Annotated in this window: 17 protein-coding genes; 4 read left to right on the forward strand and 13 right to left on the reverse strand. The window is 64.0% G+C overall.

Annotation, left to right across the window (positions count from 1 at the left end; translation table 11 throughout):
* The first annotated feature begins 292 nt into the window (after positions 1–292).
* The gene (locus DR_RS12220; protein WP_027480072.1) at positions 293–775 is read left to right on the forward strand and encodes a GreA/GreB family elongation factor; all 483 of its coding nucleotides are present in this window, start codon (positions 293–295) and stop codon (positions 773–775) included.
* Between the two features lie 94 nt (positions 776–869).
* Positions 870–1,463: a TetR/AcrR family transcriptional regulator gene (locus tag DR_RS12225; RefSeq protein ID WP_010889002.1), complete on the forward strand. Its 594-nt coding sequence runs from the start codon at positions 870–872 to the stop codon at positions 1,461–1,463.
* Between the two features lie 401 nt (positions 1,464–1,864).
* Here the strand turns inward: DR_RS12225 and DR_RS12230 are convergent, their stop codons facing one another.
* The 11 genes from DR_RS12230 to DR_RS12280 form a co-directional block, all read right to left on the reverse strand.
* Positions 1,865–2,521: an SRPBCC family protein gene (locus DR_RS12230; protein ID WP_010889003.1), complete on the reverse strand. Its 657-nt coding sequence runs from the start codon at positions 2,519–2,521 to the stop codon at positions 1,865–1,867.
* 136 nt (positions 2,522–2,657) lie between these two features.
* A complete protein-coding gene (locus DR_RS12235) occupies positions 2,658–2,852 on the reverse strand; it encodes a hypothetical protein (protein WP_162177715.1) in 195 nt (64 codons plus the stop codon).
* A 96-nt stretch (positions 2,853–2,948) separates the two neighbouring features.
* Complete coding sequence (locus tag DR_RS12240; protein ID WP_027480071.1) at positions 2,949–4,700, reverse strand: ABC transporter ATP-binding protein; 1,752 nt, start codon at positions 4,698–4,700, stop codon at positions 2,949–2,951.
* Positions 4,701–4,986: 286 nt separating this feature from the next.
* Positions 4,987–5,208, reverse strand: coding sequence for a hypothetical protein (locus tag DR_RS12245; protein WP_034350508.1), 222 nt, complete (start codon positions 5,206–5,208; stop codon positions 4,987–4,989).
* A gap of 56 nt (positions 5,209–5,264) precedes the next feature.
* Positions 5,265–7,367: a phenylacetic acid degradation bifunctional protein PaaZ gene (paaZ, locus tag DR_RS12250; protein WP_010889007.1), complete on the reverse strand. Its 2,103-nt coding sequence runs from the start codon at positions 7,365–7,367 to the stop codon at positions 5,265–5,267.
* Between the two features lie 21 nt (positions 7,368–7,388).
* On the reverse strand, positions 7,389–8,258 hold the full coding sequence (locus DR_RS12255; protein ID WP_162177714.1) for a hypothetical protein: 870 nt from the start codon (positions 8,256–8,258) through the stop codon (positions 7,389–7,391).
* Between the two features lie 98 nt (positions 8,259–8,356).
* Positions 8,357–8,863: a 1,2-phenylacetyl-CoA epoxidase subunit PaaD gene (paaD, locus tag DR_RS12260; RefSeq protein WP_051618854.1), complete on the reverse strand. Its 507-nt coding sequence runs from the start codon at positions 8,861–8,863 to the stop codon at positions 8,357–8,359.
* Positions 8,863–9,654, reverse strand: a complete 792-nt coding sequence (paaC, locus tag DR_RS12265) for a 1,2-phenylacetyl-CoA epoxidase subunit PaaC (RefSeq protein WP_010889010.1) — start codon at positions 9,652–9,654, stop codon at positions 8,863–8,865. The genes paaD and paaC overlap by 1 nt, the downstream gene beginning before the upstream one ends.
* Positions 9,651–10,313: a phenylacetic acid degradation protein gene (locus DR_RS12270; RefSeq protein WP_051618855.1), complete on the reverse strand. Its 663-nt coding sequence runs from the start codon at positions 10,311–10,313 to the stop codon at positions 9,651–9,653. Before DR_RS12270 ends, paaC begins: the two co-directional genes overlap by 4 nt.
* A gap of 137 nt (positions 10,314–10,450) precedes the next feature.
* Positions 10,451–11,428, reverse strand: coding sequence for a 1,2-phenylacetyl-CoA epoxidase subunit PaaA (gene paaA / locus DR_RS12275; protein WP_010889012.1), 978 nt, complete (start codon positions 11,426–11,428; stop codon positions 10,451–10,453).
* Between the two features lie 149 nt (positions 11,429–11,577).
* Complete coding sequence (locus DR_RS12280) at positions 11,578–12,045, reverse strand: S-ribosylhomocysteine lyase (RefSeq protein WP_027480069.1); 468 nt, start codon at positions 12,043–12,045, stop codon at positions 11,578–11,580.
* A gap of 8 nt (positions 12,046–12,053) precedes the next feature.
* Between DR_RS12280 and lspA the strand changes: the two genes are divergently transcribed.
* The gene (lspA, locus tag DR_RS12285; protein ID WP_010889014.1) at positions 12,054–12,629 is read left to right on the forward strand and encodes a signal peptidase II; all 576 of its coding nucleotides are present in this window, start codon (positions 12,054–12,056) and stop codon (positions 12,627–12,629) included.
* Positions 12,630–12,705: 76 nt separating this feature from the next.
* On the opposite strand, the gene DR_RS12290 is transcribed toward lspA, so the two are convergent.
* Positions 12,706–12,975, reverse strand: a complete 270-nt coding sequence (locus DR_RS12290) for a GlsB/YeaQ/YmgE family stress response membrane protein (RefSeq protein ID WP_027480068.1) — start codon at positions 12,973–12,975, stop codon at positions 12,706–12,708.
* A gap of 398 nt (positions 12,976–13,373) precedes the next feature.
* Here DR_RS12290 and thrB point away from each other — a divergent pair, with 398 nt between their 5' ends.
* A complete protein-coding gene (thrB, locus tag DR_RS12295; protein ID WP_010889016.1) occupies positions 13,374–14,297 on the forward strand; it encodes a homoserine kinase in 924 nt (307 codons plus the stop codon).
* Positions 14,298–14,347: 50 nt separating this feature from the next.
* Here thrB and DR_RS12300 read toward each other — a convergent pair whose 3' ends face one another.
* Positions 14,348–15,559 carry a vWA domain-containing protein gene (locus DR_RS12300; RefSeq protein WP_010889017.1) on the reverse strand — a complete coding sequence of 404 codons (1,212 nt, stop codon included), beginning with the start codon at positions 15,557–15,559 and terminating at the stop codon, positions 14,348–14,350.
* Between the last annotated feature and the right edge of the window lie 116 nt (positions 15,560–15,675).

Raw genomic sequence — 15,675 nt, forward strand, 5'->3', positions numbered from 1 at the left:
AAGCCTTACAGGCAAAAGCCAACGCTATCGCTTTACAGAAGTTGAGTGAAGCAGCCGCCAACATCCATTGTGAAGAGCATGGATGCTCACCGAGTGTCAGGCTTGAACAGGACAGACTGCGCATTGAGGGTTGCTGCGGCACACCCGAACAGCTCATACATAGGCTCCAGCATCAGTAACATGCTTTGAGCTATCCTCCCCCGCCCAGCGCGGGGGATGTTCTTTGCACAATGCAAACAGCAGATCAGCCAATTCCTCAGCCTATCCAGTGTCCATCCCCTACCCTCTTTCCATGACTCAACCCCTCCCCCTGACCCCCGAGGGCCTGTCCCGTCTCCAGGCGGCGCTGGAGCGCGAGCAGGCGCGGCGGGAAGAAGCGCGGCGCGTGGTGCAGGAGCAGATGGAGGCCAACGAGAACGAGAGCCTCGACCTCGCGGCGGCGCAGGAAACGCTGGGGGCCGTCGAAGCCCGTATCGAGGAGCTGGAAGACCAACTGGCCCGCGCGGTGGTGCTGGCCCCCGGCGCGGGGAACGATGGCCGGGCCGCCGTAGGAAGCCGGGTGACCCTGCTGAACATCGGCCTGGGCCGGGAGCTGCCGCTGCACCTCGTGAGCGCCGCCGAGGCCGCAGCGGGGCCGGGGACCAGCGGCGTGGCCCTGGTCAGCACCGAGAGTCCCGTGGGCCGGGCGCTGCTGGGGCGCCGCGCGGGTGAGGAGTTCACCGTGGACCTGGGCCGCACGCAGGCGCAGTACCGGGTGCTGATGGTGGAAAGCTGAGCGAGCGGGAAGCCGAACTGTGTTGCCAAACGCCCGTTTGGTTGAGCGCGGCGCGTGCTAGTCTTTTCCGAGTGCGCTGCCGCGCCTTCTCGATATGACCGAAACGACCAAGCCCCGCCGCGAACAGATTCATGATGTCGCCAGCCGCCTGTTTTCCGAGCGCGGCTACCACGCCACGTCCATGCGTGACCTCGCCGGACAGCTGGGGATGCAGGGCGGCAGCCTCTACGCGCACATCAGCGGTAAGGAAGAATTGCTGGTCGAAATCGTGCGCGGAGCATCGCAGCAGTTCGACGAGGCGCTGTTCTCGCTGCGTGACGTGAACCTCCCCGCTGACGAGAAGCTGCGTGAGGCGATGTTTCGCCATATCCAGGTCGTGGCCGACAACATGGACAGCGCGACGGTGTTTTTCCACGAGTGGAAGCACCTTTCCGCCGAGCCGTATGCCCAGGTGGTGGCGTGGCGCGACACCATCGACATCTTTTACCGAGACCTGGTGGCGCAGGGCGTCCGCGACGGCACTTTCCGCGCCGACCTCGACGTTCGGGCGGCGGCCAACCTGATTCTGTCTGCCGTGAACTGGACCTACACCTGGTATCGCCCCGGCGGGCGGCTCTCCCCGCGTGACGTGGCCGAGCAGTTTGCCGACATGCTGCTCAGCGGGCTTATGGCAGGTGAGCTCCAATAGCCGTTCCGCCCACCGTCACCGTTCGGCTGCGCGACGCCCTGCGCCATGCCCAGAAGCGGGCCGCCGACCTCGGGCGCACCCAGCAGCTTGAAATCGGCGAGGACCTGTTTATCCGCATCGCCCCCGGCGGACGCAAGTTCCTGCTGTTTTGCCTCGACGGCGAGCCGACGCCCCAGCAGGGCGAGGACATCGCGGCGGTGCTGGGCCTGCAAGACCCGGCTTACGGTTGGCATCAGGGCAACACTCTGCGCTCGCTGACAGTTATCGAAGTGGGGGCAGAGGACGCAGAAGAACAGCCGTTGCCTGATCCGACTGACGACTGAGGAGTGACAACAACCTGAGAGACAAAAACAGTGGCCCCGCGCGGAAGCCACTGTTTTGTCAGGTCTGAAGAGAACTGCTCAGGCGCGGGGGTTGGCGCCTTCGAAGGTCGCCTTGAACTTCTGGAGGTCTTCGGCAATCTGCTGGCTGGGCTCTTCGCCAAACAGCTTGGCGACGGCGGCGCCGAGGGGACCGGCGGGCGGACGGTAGCTCAGGGCCACGTGCACGCGGGTCTTGTCGTCGGGCAGGCTTTCAAACTGCACGCTGCCGGCGTTGTCCACGGTGGCGCCGGGGAGGCTGTGCCAGCCGATGCGTTCGCCGGGCTTGTCGTTGACGACTTCGGCTTCCCACTCCACGTGGGTGCCCAGCGGCGCCTTGGCGACCCAGCGGCTGCGCTTGTCGTCGAGGACCGTCACGCTTTCGAGGTGGCTCATGATCTGGGGCAGGTTTTCCAGCTTGCGCCAGTAGTCGTACACCTGCTGCGCGGGGCGGTCGATCACAATCGAGTGCTCCACGAAAATCGGCTTGGCCGCGCCCGCCGAGCCCGTCAGACCCGCCGCTTCCATCACGGGGTCTTTGCCGGTCGCGGCCTTGTAGGCGAGGTAGCCGCCGCCCACGGTCATCAGCAGGCCGAGCACGCCGCGCTTCTTCAGGCCCATCAGCACCAGGGCGCCGCCCGCCGCACCGCTCATCAGGCGGCTCTGGTCCATTCCACCCATTGCATCGTTTTTGGTCATTGTCTTACCCTCCTCCCCTTACTCTAAAACCTGAGCACCGGTCAGGTGTCCGGGTGAAGTCTTTACCAACCTTCAGTTTTCCGCGCCCCGGCACCGACTGTGCGGGAGCTTTCGCAGTTGCCCGGTGCGCTGGCGCTTATTCCTGACCGTTCGGAACGCCCTGCTGCGCATGCTCGTCCGTGATTTCCTCTGTCTTGGCCCGGTCCTGGGCCGTCGCCGGGCCGCCCTGCAACCTGGGGTCGAGGTTGGTGTTCGCGCCGTGCGTCTCGGTGGCGCTGCCGGTGGTCGTCTGGGGGGTGCTGGGGGTGCTGCTCGGTCGGCCTTCGCCCATCTGGAGTCCTCCTTGTCGTGAGGCTTCATTGTGGCGTGCCGGCAAGGCACAAAGGAAAGGGCAGGTTGAGCAAACGCTTTTCCTCAACTTGCTTCCTCACAACCGGCCCAACGCTTGCAGCCGCGCGTATTCGCCGCCGAGGGCCAGCAACTCTGCGTGAGAGCCTTCCTCCGCGACGCCGTTTTCCGTCAGGACGACGATACGGTGGGCGTTTCGTACTGTGCTGAGGCGGTGGGCAATGACCAGCGTGGTGCGCCGGCGGGCCAGCCGTTCCAGCGACTCCTGCACCAGCCGCTCGGATTCGTTGTCGAGACTGCTGGTGGCCTCGTCGAAAATCAGGATAGGCGGGTCTTTCAGGAACACGCGGGCAATGCTCAGGCGCTGTTTCTGCCCCCCGGAAAGCTTCACGCCGCGCTGCCCGATGTCGGTGTGGTAGCCCTGGGGCAGCCGCGTGATGAAATCGTGCGCTCCGGCCTGCCGCGCCGCGTCCATGGCCTCGGCTTCCGTCGCGCCGGGCCGCCCATACCGGATGTTCTCCATCACCGTGCCGGAAAACAGGTACACGTCCTGCTGCACTACGCCCACGCTGCGGCGCAGGCTTGCCAGTGTTACGCCACACACATCGTGGCCGTCCACCAACACCTGCCCGGCGCTTACGTCGTAAAAGCGCGGAATCAGGGCGCACAACGTGGATTTGCCCACGCCCGAAGCGCCGACCAGCGCGACGAATTCTCCGGCCCTGATCTTCAGGTTGAGATCGCGCAGCACGGGCGGTGCGTCAGGTGAGTAGCCGAAACTCACGCCCTGAAACTCCACCTCGCCGCGCACGTTCTGTAGCTCGGCGGCACCCGGCGCGTCCACGATGTCCGGCGTGACCGCCATCATCTCGCGGAAACGCTGGAAGCCGGTCACGCCCTCCTGCAACACCCGCGCTAGATTTACGAGCCGGCGGATGGGTTCCAGCAGGATGCCCACGCACATCAGATACGTCACCAGCCCGTCTATCCGCAGACCGCCTTGCAGGATGGCCCAGCCGCCGAACATCAGTACGGCGATGGTCATCAGCCCCGTAAACGCTGTCATGCCCTGGTAGAAATACAGTTCGGCGCGGTATTCGCCCCGGCGGCCTTCCACAAACAGGTCGTTGGCCGCGCCGAAACGCCGCGCCTCGGTCCCTTCACCGGTAAACGACTGCACCACCCGGATGCCTGCCAGCGAGTCCTCCACCTGCGCGTTCACCTCGCCGATGCGCTGGCGGCTTTGCAGGAGCGCGCGGTTGAGCTGCACGTTGAAATACAGCGCGTAGGCCGCCATGAATGGCAGGAATGCCAGCAGGATCAGCGTGAGTGGCAGGTTGAGGCCCGCCAGAATCACGAACACGCCCACGAACGACACCAGCGCGATAAACAGGTCCTCGGGGCCGTGGTGCGCAAGTTCGCCAATGTCGTAGAGGTCACCCGTGACGCGGCTCATCAGCTGCCCGGTGCGGTGAGTGTCGTAGAACCCGAAGGGCAGCTTTTGCAGGTGCGCGAACAGGTCGCGGCGCATGTCGCGCTCGATAAACGTGCCCATCATGTGGCCCTGATAGTCCAGAAAGCTGTTGGCGGCGACCTGCACGGCCAGCAGGCCCACCATCAGCCCGCCCACACGCAGCAATTCGGGCCACGCCTGCTGCGGCGTCAGGGTCAGCACCGTGCGGGTGATGTAGCCGGCACACAGCGGATAGACCAGCGTGATGCCCGCCACCAGCAGGGCGCACAGCAGGTCGGCGTACAGGGTCAGGCGGTAGGGCCGGTAATAGCCCGCGAAGTGGCGCAGCGCCGCAAAAAATTCGGATTTGGGTTGCAAAGTTGAGGTCTCCATAGAGGCGCGGGGCGGCGCGTCCGGGCGACCTGTGAAGCGTCTAGAACATCACACCACTCAGGCCGCATGGAACGCCAGCACCTCCGCGCAGGGGGGCTTTGACTTCGGGGTCAGCAGGGCGGTGTGTTCTCATGGGTGAACTCCTGAGGTAAAGCGGGATGTGCAGGCAGGATAAGGGACAATTGAGGGCAGGGAAATAAGCCAAAGGGCTTAAAAGGACCGGTGGCGCAGCCCAATATTTGTTGCGTCCCAGACGCTCGCGTGCAGCGGCCTAGCGCTCGTTGCCCCGCTTGAAATTGCCGGTGACCCGCGCCATGACCAGTTGCGCTTCGTGGTCACCTAGTCCCTCCACGCGGGCCAGGAACTTCTGGGCGTCTTTACCCGCCAGTGTGGTCACGGGCCGCCCATACCACGTCACCACGACGCGCCCGTCTTTTTGCTGGCGGTAACTGTAGCGTCCGTCCTCCAGTTCTCCACGGGCGTCGGTGGGCATGGACAAAACGATAACGGAGACGCCAACCGGACGCCTCCGCCACCCGACTTAGAGACTCAGGCCTGCGCGCCTTCCACAGCTTCGGCAGGCTCGTCGAACTCGTCCCGCGCCCGCTCCACCAGCGTCAGGATGTCGTAGGTCGCCACCAGTTGTTCGTGCTGGTTGGTGATTTCGGCGTGCCATTCGACCACGCCGGTCGGCCTTTCTTCGCCGGGGCGCAGGTCTTTGCGAATTTTGCGCTTGCAGGTCAGGCGGGTGCGGATAGTGTCGCCAATGCCGACGGGCTCTACGAAGCGCAGGTTTTCCAGGCCGTAGTTCGCCAGCACCGGCCCCGGCGCCGCCGAGACGAACTGCCCGGCAGCGGCGGAAATCAGGAAGTAACCGTGCGCCACCCGCTTGCCGAAGATGCCTTCCTTCGCGCCGATGTCGTCCACGTGGGCGTAAAAATGGTCGCCCGTGAGCGCGGCAAAGTTCACGATGTCGGCCTCGGTGACGGTGCGGCGGTGGGTGAGCAGGCTGTCGCCCGGCTGAATCTGGTCGAAGGTCTTGCGGAAGGGGTGAACCACGTCCTCGCGCACCTCGGCGCCGGGGATATGCTCCTTCGTAATCGCGGCCAGCGTGGTCGGGTCGGCCTGCACCGCCACCTTGTTCATGTGGTGCTTGACGCCCGCCAGCCCCGCCATTTCCGCGCCGCCGCCTGCCCGACCGGGGCCGCCGTGCAGCAGCTGGGGCAGCGGCGAACCGTGTCCGGTGCTTTCCTTCGCGTCGGCGCGGTTGAGCACCAGCACCCGCCCGTGCGTGCTTGCGATGCCCAGCACCAGTTCGGTCGCTTCGTGGCGGTTGAAGGTGACCACCGACGCCGCCAGCGAGCCGCGTCCCATCTTGGCCAGGGTAATAGCGTCGTCCAGCGTGTCGTAAGGCATCAGCGTGGCGACCGGCCCAAAGGCTTCGAGCTCGTGCGGCCCCTTCGCCTCCAACGGGTTGCGGCACAGCAGCACGGTGGGGTCGAGGAAAGCGCCCTTCTCGCGGTCGCCGCCGAGCAGTTCGCCTGCCCCACCGCCGATGACCACTTCGGCGTCCTGGCCGAGTTTTTCCAGCGTTTCGCGCACCCGCTCGCGCTGCTCCACACTCACCAGAGCGCCCATTCGCACGTCGTCGCGGGCGGGGTCGCCCACCGTCACCTTGGCGAGTTCGGCCCGCAGCGCCTCTACCACCGGGTCCACCAGGTGACACGGCACCAGCGGGCGGCGAATGGCGGTGCATTTCTGGCCCGCCTTGCCGGTCATTTCGCGGGCGACTTCCTTGACAAACAGGGCAAATTCGGGGTCTTTGGGCCGCACGGTCACTCCCAGCACCGCCGCGTTGAGGCTGTCGGCCTCAGCGTTGAAGGGAATCGAGCGCGCCACGATGTTGGGATGCACCTTGAGCTTGTTCGCCGTCGCTGCCGAGCCGGTAAAGGCCACCATGTCCTGTTCGAGCAGGTGGTCGAGCAGGTCGCCGGGGTCGCCGGTCACGAGTTGCAGCGAGCCTTCGGGCAGGATGCCCGACGCGATGATGTCGCGCACCACCCGCTCGGTCAGGTAGGCGGTCTGCGGCGCGGGCTTGACCAGCGAGGGCATCCCGGCGATAAAGGCGGGCGCGAGTTTTTCCAGCATGCCCCACACCGGGAAGTTGTAGGCGTTGATCTGCACGGCCACGCCCTCACGCGGCACCAGCAGGTGACGGGCCATGAACGTGCCGCCCTTGCCCAGCACCTCCACCTTGCCGTCGGGCAGGAAGCGCTCATCGGGCAGTTCGCGGCGGGCCATGCTGCTGTAGCTGAACAGCGTGCCGATGCCGCCTTCAATGTCCACCCAGCCATCCCTCCGGGTCGCGCCGGTCAGCAGGTTGAGGGCGTAGTAGTCCTCCTTGCGCTCCATCAGGTAATTGCCCAGCGCCTTCAGCATCCGTGCCCGCGTGTGGAAGGTCAGCTTGCGTAAGCCTGCCCCGGCCTCACGCCCGTAAGCCAGCGCCTGGGCAAAGTCCACGCCCTCGCTGGAGATGACGGCGACGGGGCGGCCATACACGGCGTCGAGGAGGGTCTGGCCGTCTTTGTTGGCGTGCCATTGGCCATACACGTATGAAGCGGGGCGGAGGATTTGGGTAGAAGGGGTGGTCATGGGATTAGCTCCTAGAGATAGTCAAATTCTTTGTGTTGTAAGTGCCAATTTCCAAAGCATGCCATTGTCGCCTATAACCAGTTCGCGACAAGCCTCATAATCTGCTCTGGTGAGAACTTCTGTATGTGCTGCACGGTTGCGAAAATCGCGGGTCAGCTTAGTAATCTGAGTGTAGAGTCCATTAATATCACTAATCCAAGATGAACGCGGCCAATCTTGGAAAAGGTTAAACATTTCTTTTACAACTTGACTAGTTGAGCGACGGCTAATACTGTTCAGCAACGTTTGAAGGAAATGAGCGAATGTTCCCATCTCGGGTGCTTTACCTTCCCCCGACAAAAATTTAGCTATCCTACCTAGATCTTTATCAGATTTGTCAATGGACAAATTTGTTTCAGAGAGGCGTTTTGAGAGCGGGTAAAGTATTTTAATAGTTACTTCTGTTTCAAAAGCTTTACACAAGCCAATTATTACTGGCGACCAGTCTAAATCTTCTGGCATGTTCTCTGCTAAATGCTCAGAAGTAGCTAAAAAACGGAGTGAATTATCAGAAATATGTTGAGCTCTACTGTCTCTAATCTCATATATTTTTTCCAATTCACTGATCTTATTCTTATTATAGATCGATAAAAGCAGATCTGCTAACGCTTCTGCCTTTTCACCATCATCTTGATGACCCCTTTTAATTTCCCAGACAGACAGCAAGAATCCGTAACAGCCATTGCAAAGTGTTTTTTCCCAGTCCCCACGATAAAGAGTTATAAGTTTTGCCTTTTTCTCTTCGCCACAGCGAAAGCACTGAAAAGCGGTGGCGAGACTTAAACGATATTGCTGTAGAGGGCCCCGTGTAGGATACGTCTTGACTATCTCTTCAAAACTGGGCTTACGCATTCTCTCCTCGCTTTCGCTCAGCTGGAATAAGGAAGGGCTTACATCCAATAAATATGGGCCACAAGCCTTTCTCTGCTTATGGCCCATAACTTATAGCTTCAAACGCTCTTAAACCCCTCGAACGGCTCTTTACAGGCATCGCACACGTACAGCCGCTTGCACAGCGTCGGGCCGAAGCTGGCGGTCATCCGCACGTTGAACGAGCCGCAGCGAGGGCAGGATGTGGGCTCCGGCTCCAGCGAAATCAGGCTGCCCTCGGCGGGCGCGGGCGGCGCGATGCCGTACTCGCGCAGGCGTTCGCGGGCATCCGGCAAAATCGAATCGGTGGTCCAGGGCGGCGTCAGCGTGCTTTTGACCTCCACGTCATTCACGCCCAGCCCACGCACGGCGTCCTCGATGCTCTGCCGGATGACGTGCAGTGCCGGGCAGCCGCTGAAGGTGGGCGTAAAGGTGACCGACACCCCTTCACCGTCCACCTTCACCTCGCGCACCATGCCCATGTCCACGATGGACACGACCGGGATTTCGGGGTCGGGCACCTGCGAGAGCGCGGCCCAGACGGCTGCCGGGTCCGGGTAGGCGGCGGCAGGTTCCGCCTGACCCATCACCACACCTCCGCGTCGGGGTGCTGGCGGGCCACCTCCTGCATCTCGGCCAGCAGTGGCGCGAGGTACTCGGTGTGGTGGTCGCGGCCCCTGTCGTCGCTGGTGAAAGTTCCACGCGGCAAGGTCAGGCCGCATTTGCCTTGCAGGTGCGCCGTGACCAGTTTTTCCCAGCGGGCCTTGAGCGCCGCCGGGTCCGGCACGATGCCCGCCGCAATCAGTTCTTCCTCGCCTGCCACCGGCTGAAACAGTTGCGCGGCGTGGGACCACAGTTCGTTCAGGGCCGTCTGGGTGCGGCGCTCGCTTTCCTCGGTGCCCAGGGCGAGGCGCTCGACCCACAGCGCAGTGTGTTGCAGGTGGAATTTCTCCTCGCGCAGCGCCTTGTGGGCGACCTCGGCGAGCGGCGCGTACCGGCTGCTTCCCGCTTCTTCAAGCCACAGCGCCTCGTAAGCGTCGTAAAGGAACTGCCGCACCATCGTCACCGCCCAGTCACCCTTCGGCAACTCGGTCAAGCGGGTGTTGGTGTACTCGCTCGCGCTCCGGAACATGGCGAGGCGGTCGGGCTGGCTGCCGTCGAGGTCGGTGCGCAGGCCCAGGTACAGCGCGGCGTGGCCCAGTTCGTCCTGCGCGATGTTCGCCAGCGCGATGTCCTCTTCCAGGATGGGTGCGTGCCCGGTCCACTCGCCGCCTCTGTGCGCCAGTACGATTTCGTCGTCGGCCAGCGCGGTCAGCTTGCGAATCAGGGCCTGGATCTGGGCGTCGGTCAGGGTCAAAGTCGGCGTCGTGGCGGTCATTGCGGTCCCTCGTCGTGGTGCTGCACGGCGGGCTGGTCGGCCACGTGCGGGTGAACGTCGGTGCGCCCCGGCATCCGCCCCGCGCGCTTGAGTTCGCCCACGTGCGTGCCGATGGTGCCGTAAAACTGCTGCTGCTTGTAGGTTTTGTCCTTGGCGGGCGCAAACCAGCTTTCCACCGTGCCGGGGTCGGCGTCGGTGGCCGCTTTGGCCGCGTCGGGAAACACCAGCCACGCCAGCGCGTCGGCGTGGGCTTTGCGGGCCTGCCGCAGCGCGTCGCCGGGGCCGCTGGCTTCCACCGTGCCCACGAGGTCTACGAAGGTCATGGAGCGCTTGTGCGACTTCTTCACGCCGACGTGGTAGGTGCCCCCCGCGCCCGGCGTCTGCAACACCTCCGGCGTAGACGCGATTTCCTCGGGCGTGGCGGTCAGGATGTCGGCTTCGCGCACCGCCCACAGGCTCACGGCAGCGGGCCGGCGCACGAAGACATTACGGGCGGTCAGCAGCGCGTGCTCGGGGTCGCCCGCGTGGACCGTGCCCACCGCCTGGTAGGGCCGCTTGTCGGTGTCCTGCTTGAAGACTTCCCAGCGCGGCCATTGGGTGTCCTGGGGCTGGGTGTCGTGCGGTTGGGTGTCAGGGTGGTTGGATGTTGTTTGGGTCATGGTTTTTCCTCTGGCGAAAAGACCCCTCACCCCTTGCTTCGCAAGGCCCTCTCCCCTTGGTAGAGGGAAAAAGCGCAGTTTGACCCTCTCCTAGGGGGAGAGGGCCTGCCGCAGGCAGGGGTGAGGGGTCTTCCAACTCAATCCGCCGCCTCGCCCTTCGCCTGCCGCGCCATGTACGCTTCCAGCGCTTCACGCACCCAGGCGCCCTCGTCCTGCGCGGCCTGGCGGGTGGCGAGGCGTTCGTTGCCCAGCCCCTGCTCACCCTTGATGACGGCCCAGAACTCGCTCCAGTCGATCGGACCGTGCACCCAGTTGCCCGCCTCGTCCTGGTGCAGGTCAGGGTCGGGGATGGTCAGGCCGGCTTCGAGCAGCTCAGGCACATGCTCGTTGATGAACTCCTGGCGCACCTCGTCGTTGGTCTTGAGCTTGATGCCCCACTTGCTCAGCGCCCCGGTGTTGGGGCTGTCGCTGTCGTGCGGGCCGAGCATCTGCACGGCGGGCCACCACCAGCGATTTAAAGCGTCCTGCGCCATCTGCCGCTGCTCGGGCGTGCCCTGGGCGTAGAGCACCATCATTTCCTTGCCCTGCTTGTGGTGGAAGGTTTCCTCGCTGCAAATCCGCACCATCGCCCGGCTGTAGGGGCCGTAGGAGCAGCCCGCCAGCATGGTCTGGTTCTTGATGGCGGCGCCGTCCACCAGCCAGCCGATCATGCCCACGTCGGCCCAGGTCAGGGTGGGGTAGTTGAAGATGGAGGAGTACTTCGCTTTGCGCGTCAGCAGGGCGTCGAGCATTTCCTCGCGGGTCACGCCCAGCGTTTCGGCGGCGTGGTAGAGGTACTGGCCGTGCCCGGCTTCGTCCTGCACCTTCGCCATCAGGATGGTCTTGCGCTTGAGGCTGGGCGCCCTCGCAATCCACTCGCCCTCGGGCAGCATCCCGACCACTTCGCTGTGGGCGTGCTGCGAAATCATGCGGATCAGCTGGCGGCGGTACTCGGCGGGCATCCAATCGCCGGGTTCAATCTTCTCGCCGCGCGCGATGCGGGCTTCAAAAGCGGCGTGCTGCTCGGGCGTTTCGCCTGCGGCCATATGCTTGGGTCGGGTCTGCTCTTGGGTCATGGGTCAACCTCCAGAATGTGAACTGTCCCCAGTTTACCTAACGAGCGTTCGTTAGTTTGTGATTTGTACAGCACAACGCGGCAACATAAAGCCCGCCCCCGAAAATGCAAGGCGGGCCGTGGGCCGTTGGTTGGAGGAACCAGCAGGGTTCAGCGTTCGAGCAGAATGGTTTCCTGAACTTTCAGCCCCTGGTCGAGCACGTCGCGGGCGTGCTGGCGGGCGGCGGCGAGGTCGTGGTCGCGGTAGTTGCCGCATTCGAGTTCGCTCACGCCGGGAATGGGTTGGTCGTGCCCGGCGGTGTCCTTGAGGGCCGCCTCGAAGGCTTTCATCACGCCCTGCTCGTCGGGTTCACCGATGACGGCCATGTACATGCCGGTGCGGCAGCCCATCGGGGACACGTCCACCACGCCCTCGAGGTGGTCGCGCATGTAGCCCGCCAGCAGGTGCTCGAGCGTGTGAATGGCGGCGGGGTCGATGGCGCCCTGGTTGGGCTGCAAGAAGCGCAGGTCGTACTTGGAGATCTGGTCACCCTTCGGGGTGGTCTTGACCCCGGCGAGGCGGACATAGGGAGCCTTGACCTTGGTGTGGTCCAGATCGAACGATTCGACGTTTGCCATGTCGGGCATTGTGGCCGTTTTCCAGGCAGCAGAACGTGAGCCGTATACTGCCCATCGTGCCCACCGCCCCGCGCCGTTTTCCCGTCTGGTTTCCCGCCGTGCTGGTTCTGGTGCTGATCGCGCTCGACCAGTGGCTCAAGGCGTGGGCACTGGCCCACCTACAACTGAATGCCCCAGCCATCCCGGTCATTCCGGGGGTGCTCGACTGGGAACTGACTTTCAACACCGGAGCCGCGTGGAGCATGTTCAGCGGCAGCGCCGTGCCCCTCGCGCTGGGGCGGATTCTGGTCGGGCTGGGCATCCTGAGCTACCTGCTGTGGAAGCCGCAGGGCCGCTTTCTGACGGTCGTGCTGAGCATGATCGCCGCCGGGGCCATCGGCAACTCCATCGACGGCTTGCAGCGCGGGCAGGTGACCGACATGATTCACTCGCCGCTGCTGAGCGCCGTGACCGAGGCGATCAACGGCACCCGCTTTCCCATCTTCAACATCGCCGATATGTGCGTGGTCGGCGGCACCATTTTGCTGCTCGTCGCCAGTCTGCTGCCGGAGCGCAAACGCGAAAAGGCCGTGCCTGAAGCCTAAGCAGTTTCAGACCGAGCTAGAAAAGCTCCGCCGGTTGGCCTTTTGTGGCCGCTCGGCGGAGCTTTTCTGGAGAGGTTCAGCGAAGAATCTTGAGGGCCTTGAGGATGGCGATCAGGATCGCGCTGCCGATGACGCCCCAGACGATGCTCAGGAAGTTGAAGCCGTTGCCGGCGTTGTACGAGCCGCCGATATGCAGCAGGTCACCGAAGATGAACTGGGCGAGCAGCGCGCCAACGATACCGATGAGAATGTTCGCCACCGCGCCCTGCTGAGCATCGGTCTTCATGATCATGCTGGCGAGCCAGCCGCAAAGTGCACCAACCAAAATCGTAATGAGCCAACCCATGATTCCTACCTCCGTCGAAGTTGAGATGAAGTCCAGAGAAACCCTGTTGCTCACGGCTTTCCCGGCTGTTGTTGTGTAGGCAGGATGGGGCCCGACTCCCCCTGCTAACGTTCCCCAGGTCACTTTCTCAACGGCGGACAAAGACGGGATGGATGTCCCGCCAATCTTCACTCAGGGTTGGCGCGCATGCTGTCGGGTTTGGTCTCATGTCTGACGAAAAGCAGAGGAAAAGGCAGACCGATTTGTCTTGGCGTGACGGTCAAAGACAGGGCAAGGGCCGTTAGGATGGAAGCCGGCCCCGCTTGCGGCGGCGATTGGAGACCCATGCCCGGATTGCCACTGCACGTTGCCCGTTTTGTTTGCCGCCTGCCCTCCCTTCCTAGGCAGCGAGGTAGGTCGTGAGCAGCCCCGCGCGGCCTTTCACCGTCCGTGCCCCGGCGTCGAGCGCCAACCTCGGGCCCGGCTTCGACAGCCTCGGCCTGAGCGTGCCGCTCTACACCACCCTGCGCGTGACACCGCAGGACAAGGCGGAGGTGGTGCCGCTGGGCACGGAGCTGGCGGACACCCCCGCCGACGAGAGCAACTACGTGTACCGGGCGATGACCCTGGCGGCGAAACGGGCCGGGCGCACTCTCCCCCCCGCCCGCGTCGAAATCGAAACCGAGGTGCCGCTCGCGCGTGGCCTGGGCAGCTCGGCGGCGGCGCTGGTCGCGGGCGTGGTGGCGGGCAACGAACTGCTGGGCCGGCCCCTCGACGACGAAACGGTGCTCGACGTGACGGCGCGCGAAGAAGGCCACCCGGACAACGTGGCCCCGGCGCTGTTCGGCGGGATCGTGGTCGCCACCCTCGACAAGCTCGGCACCCACTATGTGCGGCTCGACCCGCCCGCGCACCTCGGCGTGACGGTGCTCGTTCCCGACTTCGAGCTGTCCACCTCCAAGGCCCGCGCCGTGCTGCCGCGCGAGTACAGCCGCGCCGACACGGTACACGCGCTCTCGCACGCCGCGCTGCTCGCCGCCGCCCTCGCGCAGGGGCGCCTCGACCTGCTGCGGCACGCCATGCAGGATTACGTGCATCAGGTCTGGCGGGCGCCGCTGGTGCCGGGGCTGAGCGACATCCTCGAACACGCCCACGAATACGGGGCTCTGGGTGCGGCTCTCTCCGGCGCGGGGCCGACCGTGCTGTGCTTCCACGACCAGCGCGGCAGCACGGCGACGCTGCACCACTACCTGCATGACGTGATGACGAAAAACGGCCTGAGTGGGCGGGTGATGGACTTTCCGATTGACGCGGCGGGCACGGTCGTTGAGCACGCGAAATAAAAAGGAGCGGAAGGCGTCAACCCTCCGCTTCCTGCTCCTGTTCACTGCCCTCAGTTCATCACTTTCGTCTTGTTCGTCATGAAGTCCTGCAGCACGTACTGCCCGATGTTCTGCGGCGTGGTGAAGTAGGCCTTGCCCTTCGTCATCTCCGAAACGCGCTGCACGAAGCCGACGAGTTCGGGGTCACGGGCGAGCATGAAGGTGTTGATCTGGATCCCCGAGCGGCGGCAGTTGGCGACCTCGCGCAGGGTGGTGCCGAGCACGTAGGGGTCGAGGCCGTAGGGATTTTTGTAGATGCGGCCATCGGGCAGCGTGAGGGCCGAGGGCTTGCCGTCGGTGATCATCACGATCTGCTTCATGTCTTTGTTCTCGCGCTTCAGGAGCTGCTGCGCGAGCCGCAGCCCGCCCGCCGTGTTGGTGTGGTACGGCCCGATCTGCGCCTGCGCAAGCTTACTGACCGGCACTTCCTCGGCGGAGTCGTGGAACAGCACGAATTTGACGGTGTCGCCGGGGTACTGCGTGCGGATGAGGTGCGCGAGGGCAAGCGCCACCTGCTTGGCCGGGGTAAAGCGGTCCTCGCCGTAGAGAATCATGGAGTGCGAGCAGTCGAGCATGACCACCGTCGCCGCCGAGGAGCTGTACTCGGCCTGCCGGATGACGAGGTCGGCTTCCTCAAGCTGATCGAAGCCCTTGGAGATGACGTTCCCCAGCGTCGCCGTCGTGTCGAGGTTGAGGGTGTCGCCGAACTCGTAGTTCTTGAGTTCGCCGGTCATTTCCACACCGCTGGCGTACTCGCGGGTGTCGTGCGCGCCCGCGCTGGAGCGGCCCAGACCCCCCATCAGGTCACGCAGCGACTTGTAGCCGAGGAAATCGATGCTCTTGTCGGTGAGCTGGAAGGTGGCCTCGCCAGGGTTGCCCGCGCCGCCCTGCCCGTCCTCGTCGCCAAATTCCTTGCGGATGAAGCCGTCTTGCTGCAATTTGTCCATTAGGCGCTCGATCTGCTGCCCGAGCGCCGTTTCGCGCACGTCGTCGGCTTGCAAGGCTTCGAGCAGCTGCTCTTCAGGAATCATGTTGCGCTCGGCCAGCGCTTCCAGAATCGCGTCGAACAGGTCGTCCATGCTGGGCCGGGCGTTGGGGTCGGGGTCCCAGGGGTCGTTCATGCCCTGCCCGAGCAGCGCTTCCTGAATCATCTGCATGAGTTCGGAGGACTCGAGTTGGTCGAGTTCCCCCTCGAATTTGCTGTAGCGGGTGATGCGTGCCATATCTCTCCTCCCTCGCGTGCCTTCAGCATGGCGCAGACGAGACGGAGCGTTTGTAATACGGGCTGACGGTCATCCGAAATGGGGCGCCCCAGGGTCCGCCGCCCACCCTGACCGTC

The organism is Deinococcus radiodurans R1 = ATCC 13939 = DSM 20539, from assembly GCF_000008565.1.
Lineage (GTDB): Bacteria > Deinococcota > Deinococci > Deinococcales > Deinococcaceae > Deinococcus > Deinococcus radiodurans.

Bases quoted from the DNA above. Each gene is read 5' to 3' on its own strand.
- DR_RS12220 (WP_027480072.1), top strand. From the start codon at position 293: ATGACTCAACCCCTCCCCCTGACCCCCGAGGGCCTGTCCCGTCTCCAG.
- DR_RS12225 (WP_010889002.1), top strand. From the start codon at position 870: ATGACCGAAACGACCAAGCCCCGCCGCGAACAGATTCATGATGTCGCC.
- DR_RS12230 (WP_010889003.1), bottom strand. From the start codon at position 2,521: ATGACCAAAAACGATGCAATGGGTGGAATGGACCAGAGCCGCCTGATG.
- DR_RS12235 (WP_162177715.1), bottom strand. From the start codon at position 2,852: ATGGGCGAAGGCCGACCGAGCAGCACCCCCAGCACCCCCCAGACGACC.
- DR_RS12245 (WP_034350508.1), bottom strand. From the start codon at position 5,208: ATGCCCACCGACGCCCGTGGAGAACTGGAGGACGGACGCTACAGTTAC.
- paaZ (WP_010889007.1), bottom strand. From the start codon at position 7,367: ATGACCACCCCTTCTACCCAAATCCTCCGCCCCGCTTCATACGTGTAT.
- DR_RS12255 (WP_162177714.1), bottom strand. From the start codon at position 8,258: ATGCGTAAGCCCAGTTTTGAAGAGATAGTCAAGACGTATCCTACACGG.
- paaD (WP_051618854.1), bottom strand. From the start codon at position 8,863: ATGGGTCAGGCGGAACCTGCCGCCGCCTACCCGGACCCGGCAGCCGTC.
- paaC (WP_010889010.1), bottom strand. From the start codon at position 9,654: ATGACCGCCACGACGCCGACTTTGACCCTGACCGACGCCCAGATCCAG.
- DR_RS12270 (WP_051618855.1), bottom strand. From the start codon at position 10,313: ATGACCCAAACAACATCCAACCACCCTGACACCCAACCGCACGACACC.
- paaA (WP_010889012.1), bottom strand. From the start codon at position 11,428: ATGACCCAAGAGCAGACCCGACCCAAGCATATGGCCGCAGGCGAAACG.
- DR_RS12280 (WP_027480069.1), bottom strand. From the start codon at position 12,045: ATGGCAAACGTCGAATCGTTCGATCTGGACCACACCAAGGTCAAGGCT.
- DR_RS12290 (WP_027480068.1), bottom strand. From the start codon at position 12,975: ATGGGTTGGCTCATTACGATTTTGGTTGGTGCACTTTGCGGCTGGCTC.
- DR_RS12300 (WP_010889017.1), bottom strand. From the start codon at position 15,559: ATGGCACGCATCACCCGCTACAGCAAATTCGAGGGGGAACTCGACCAA.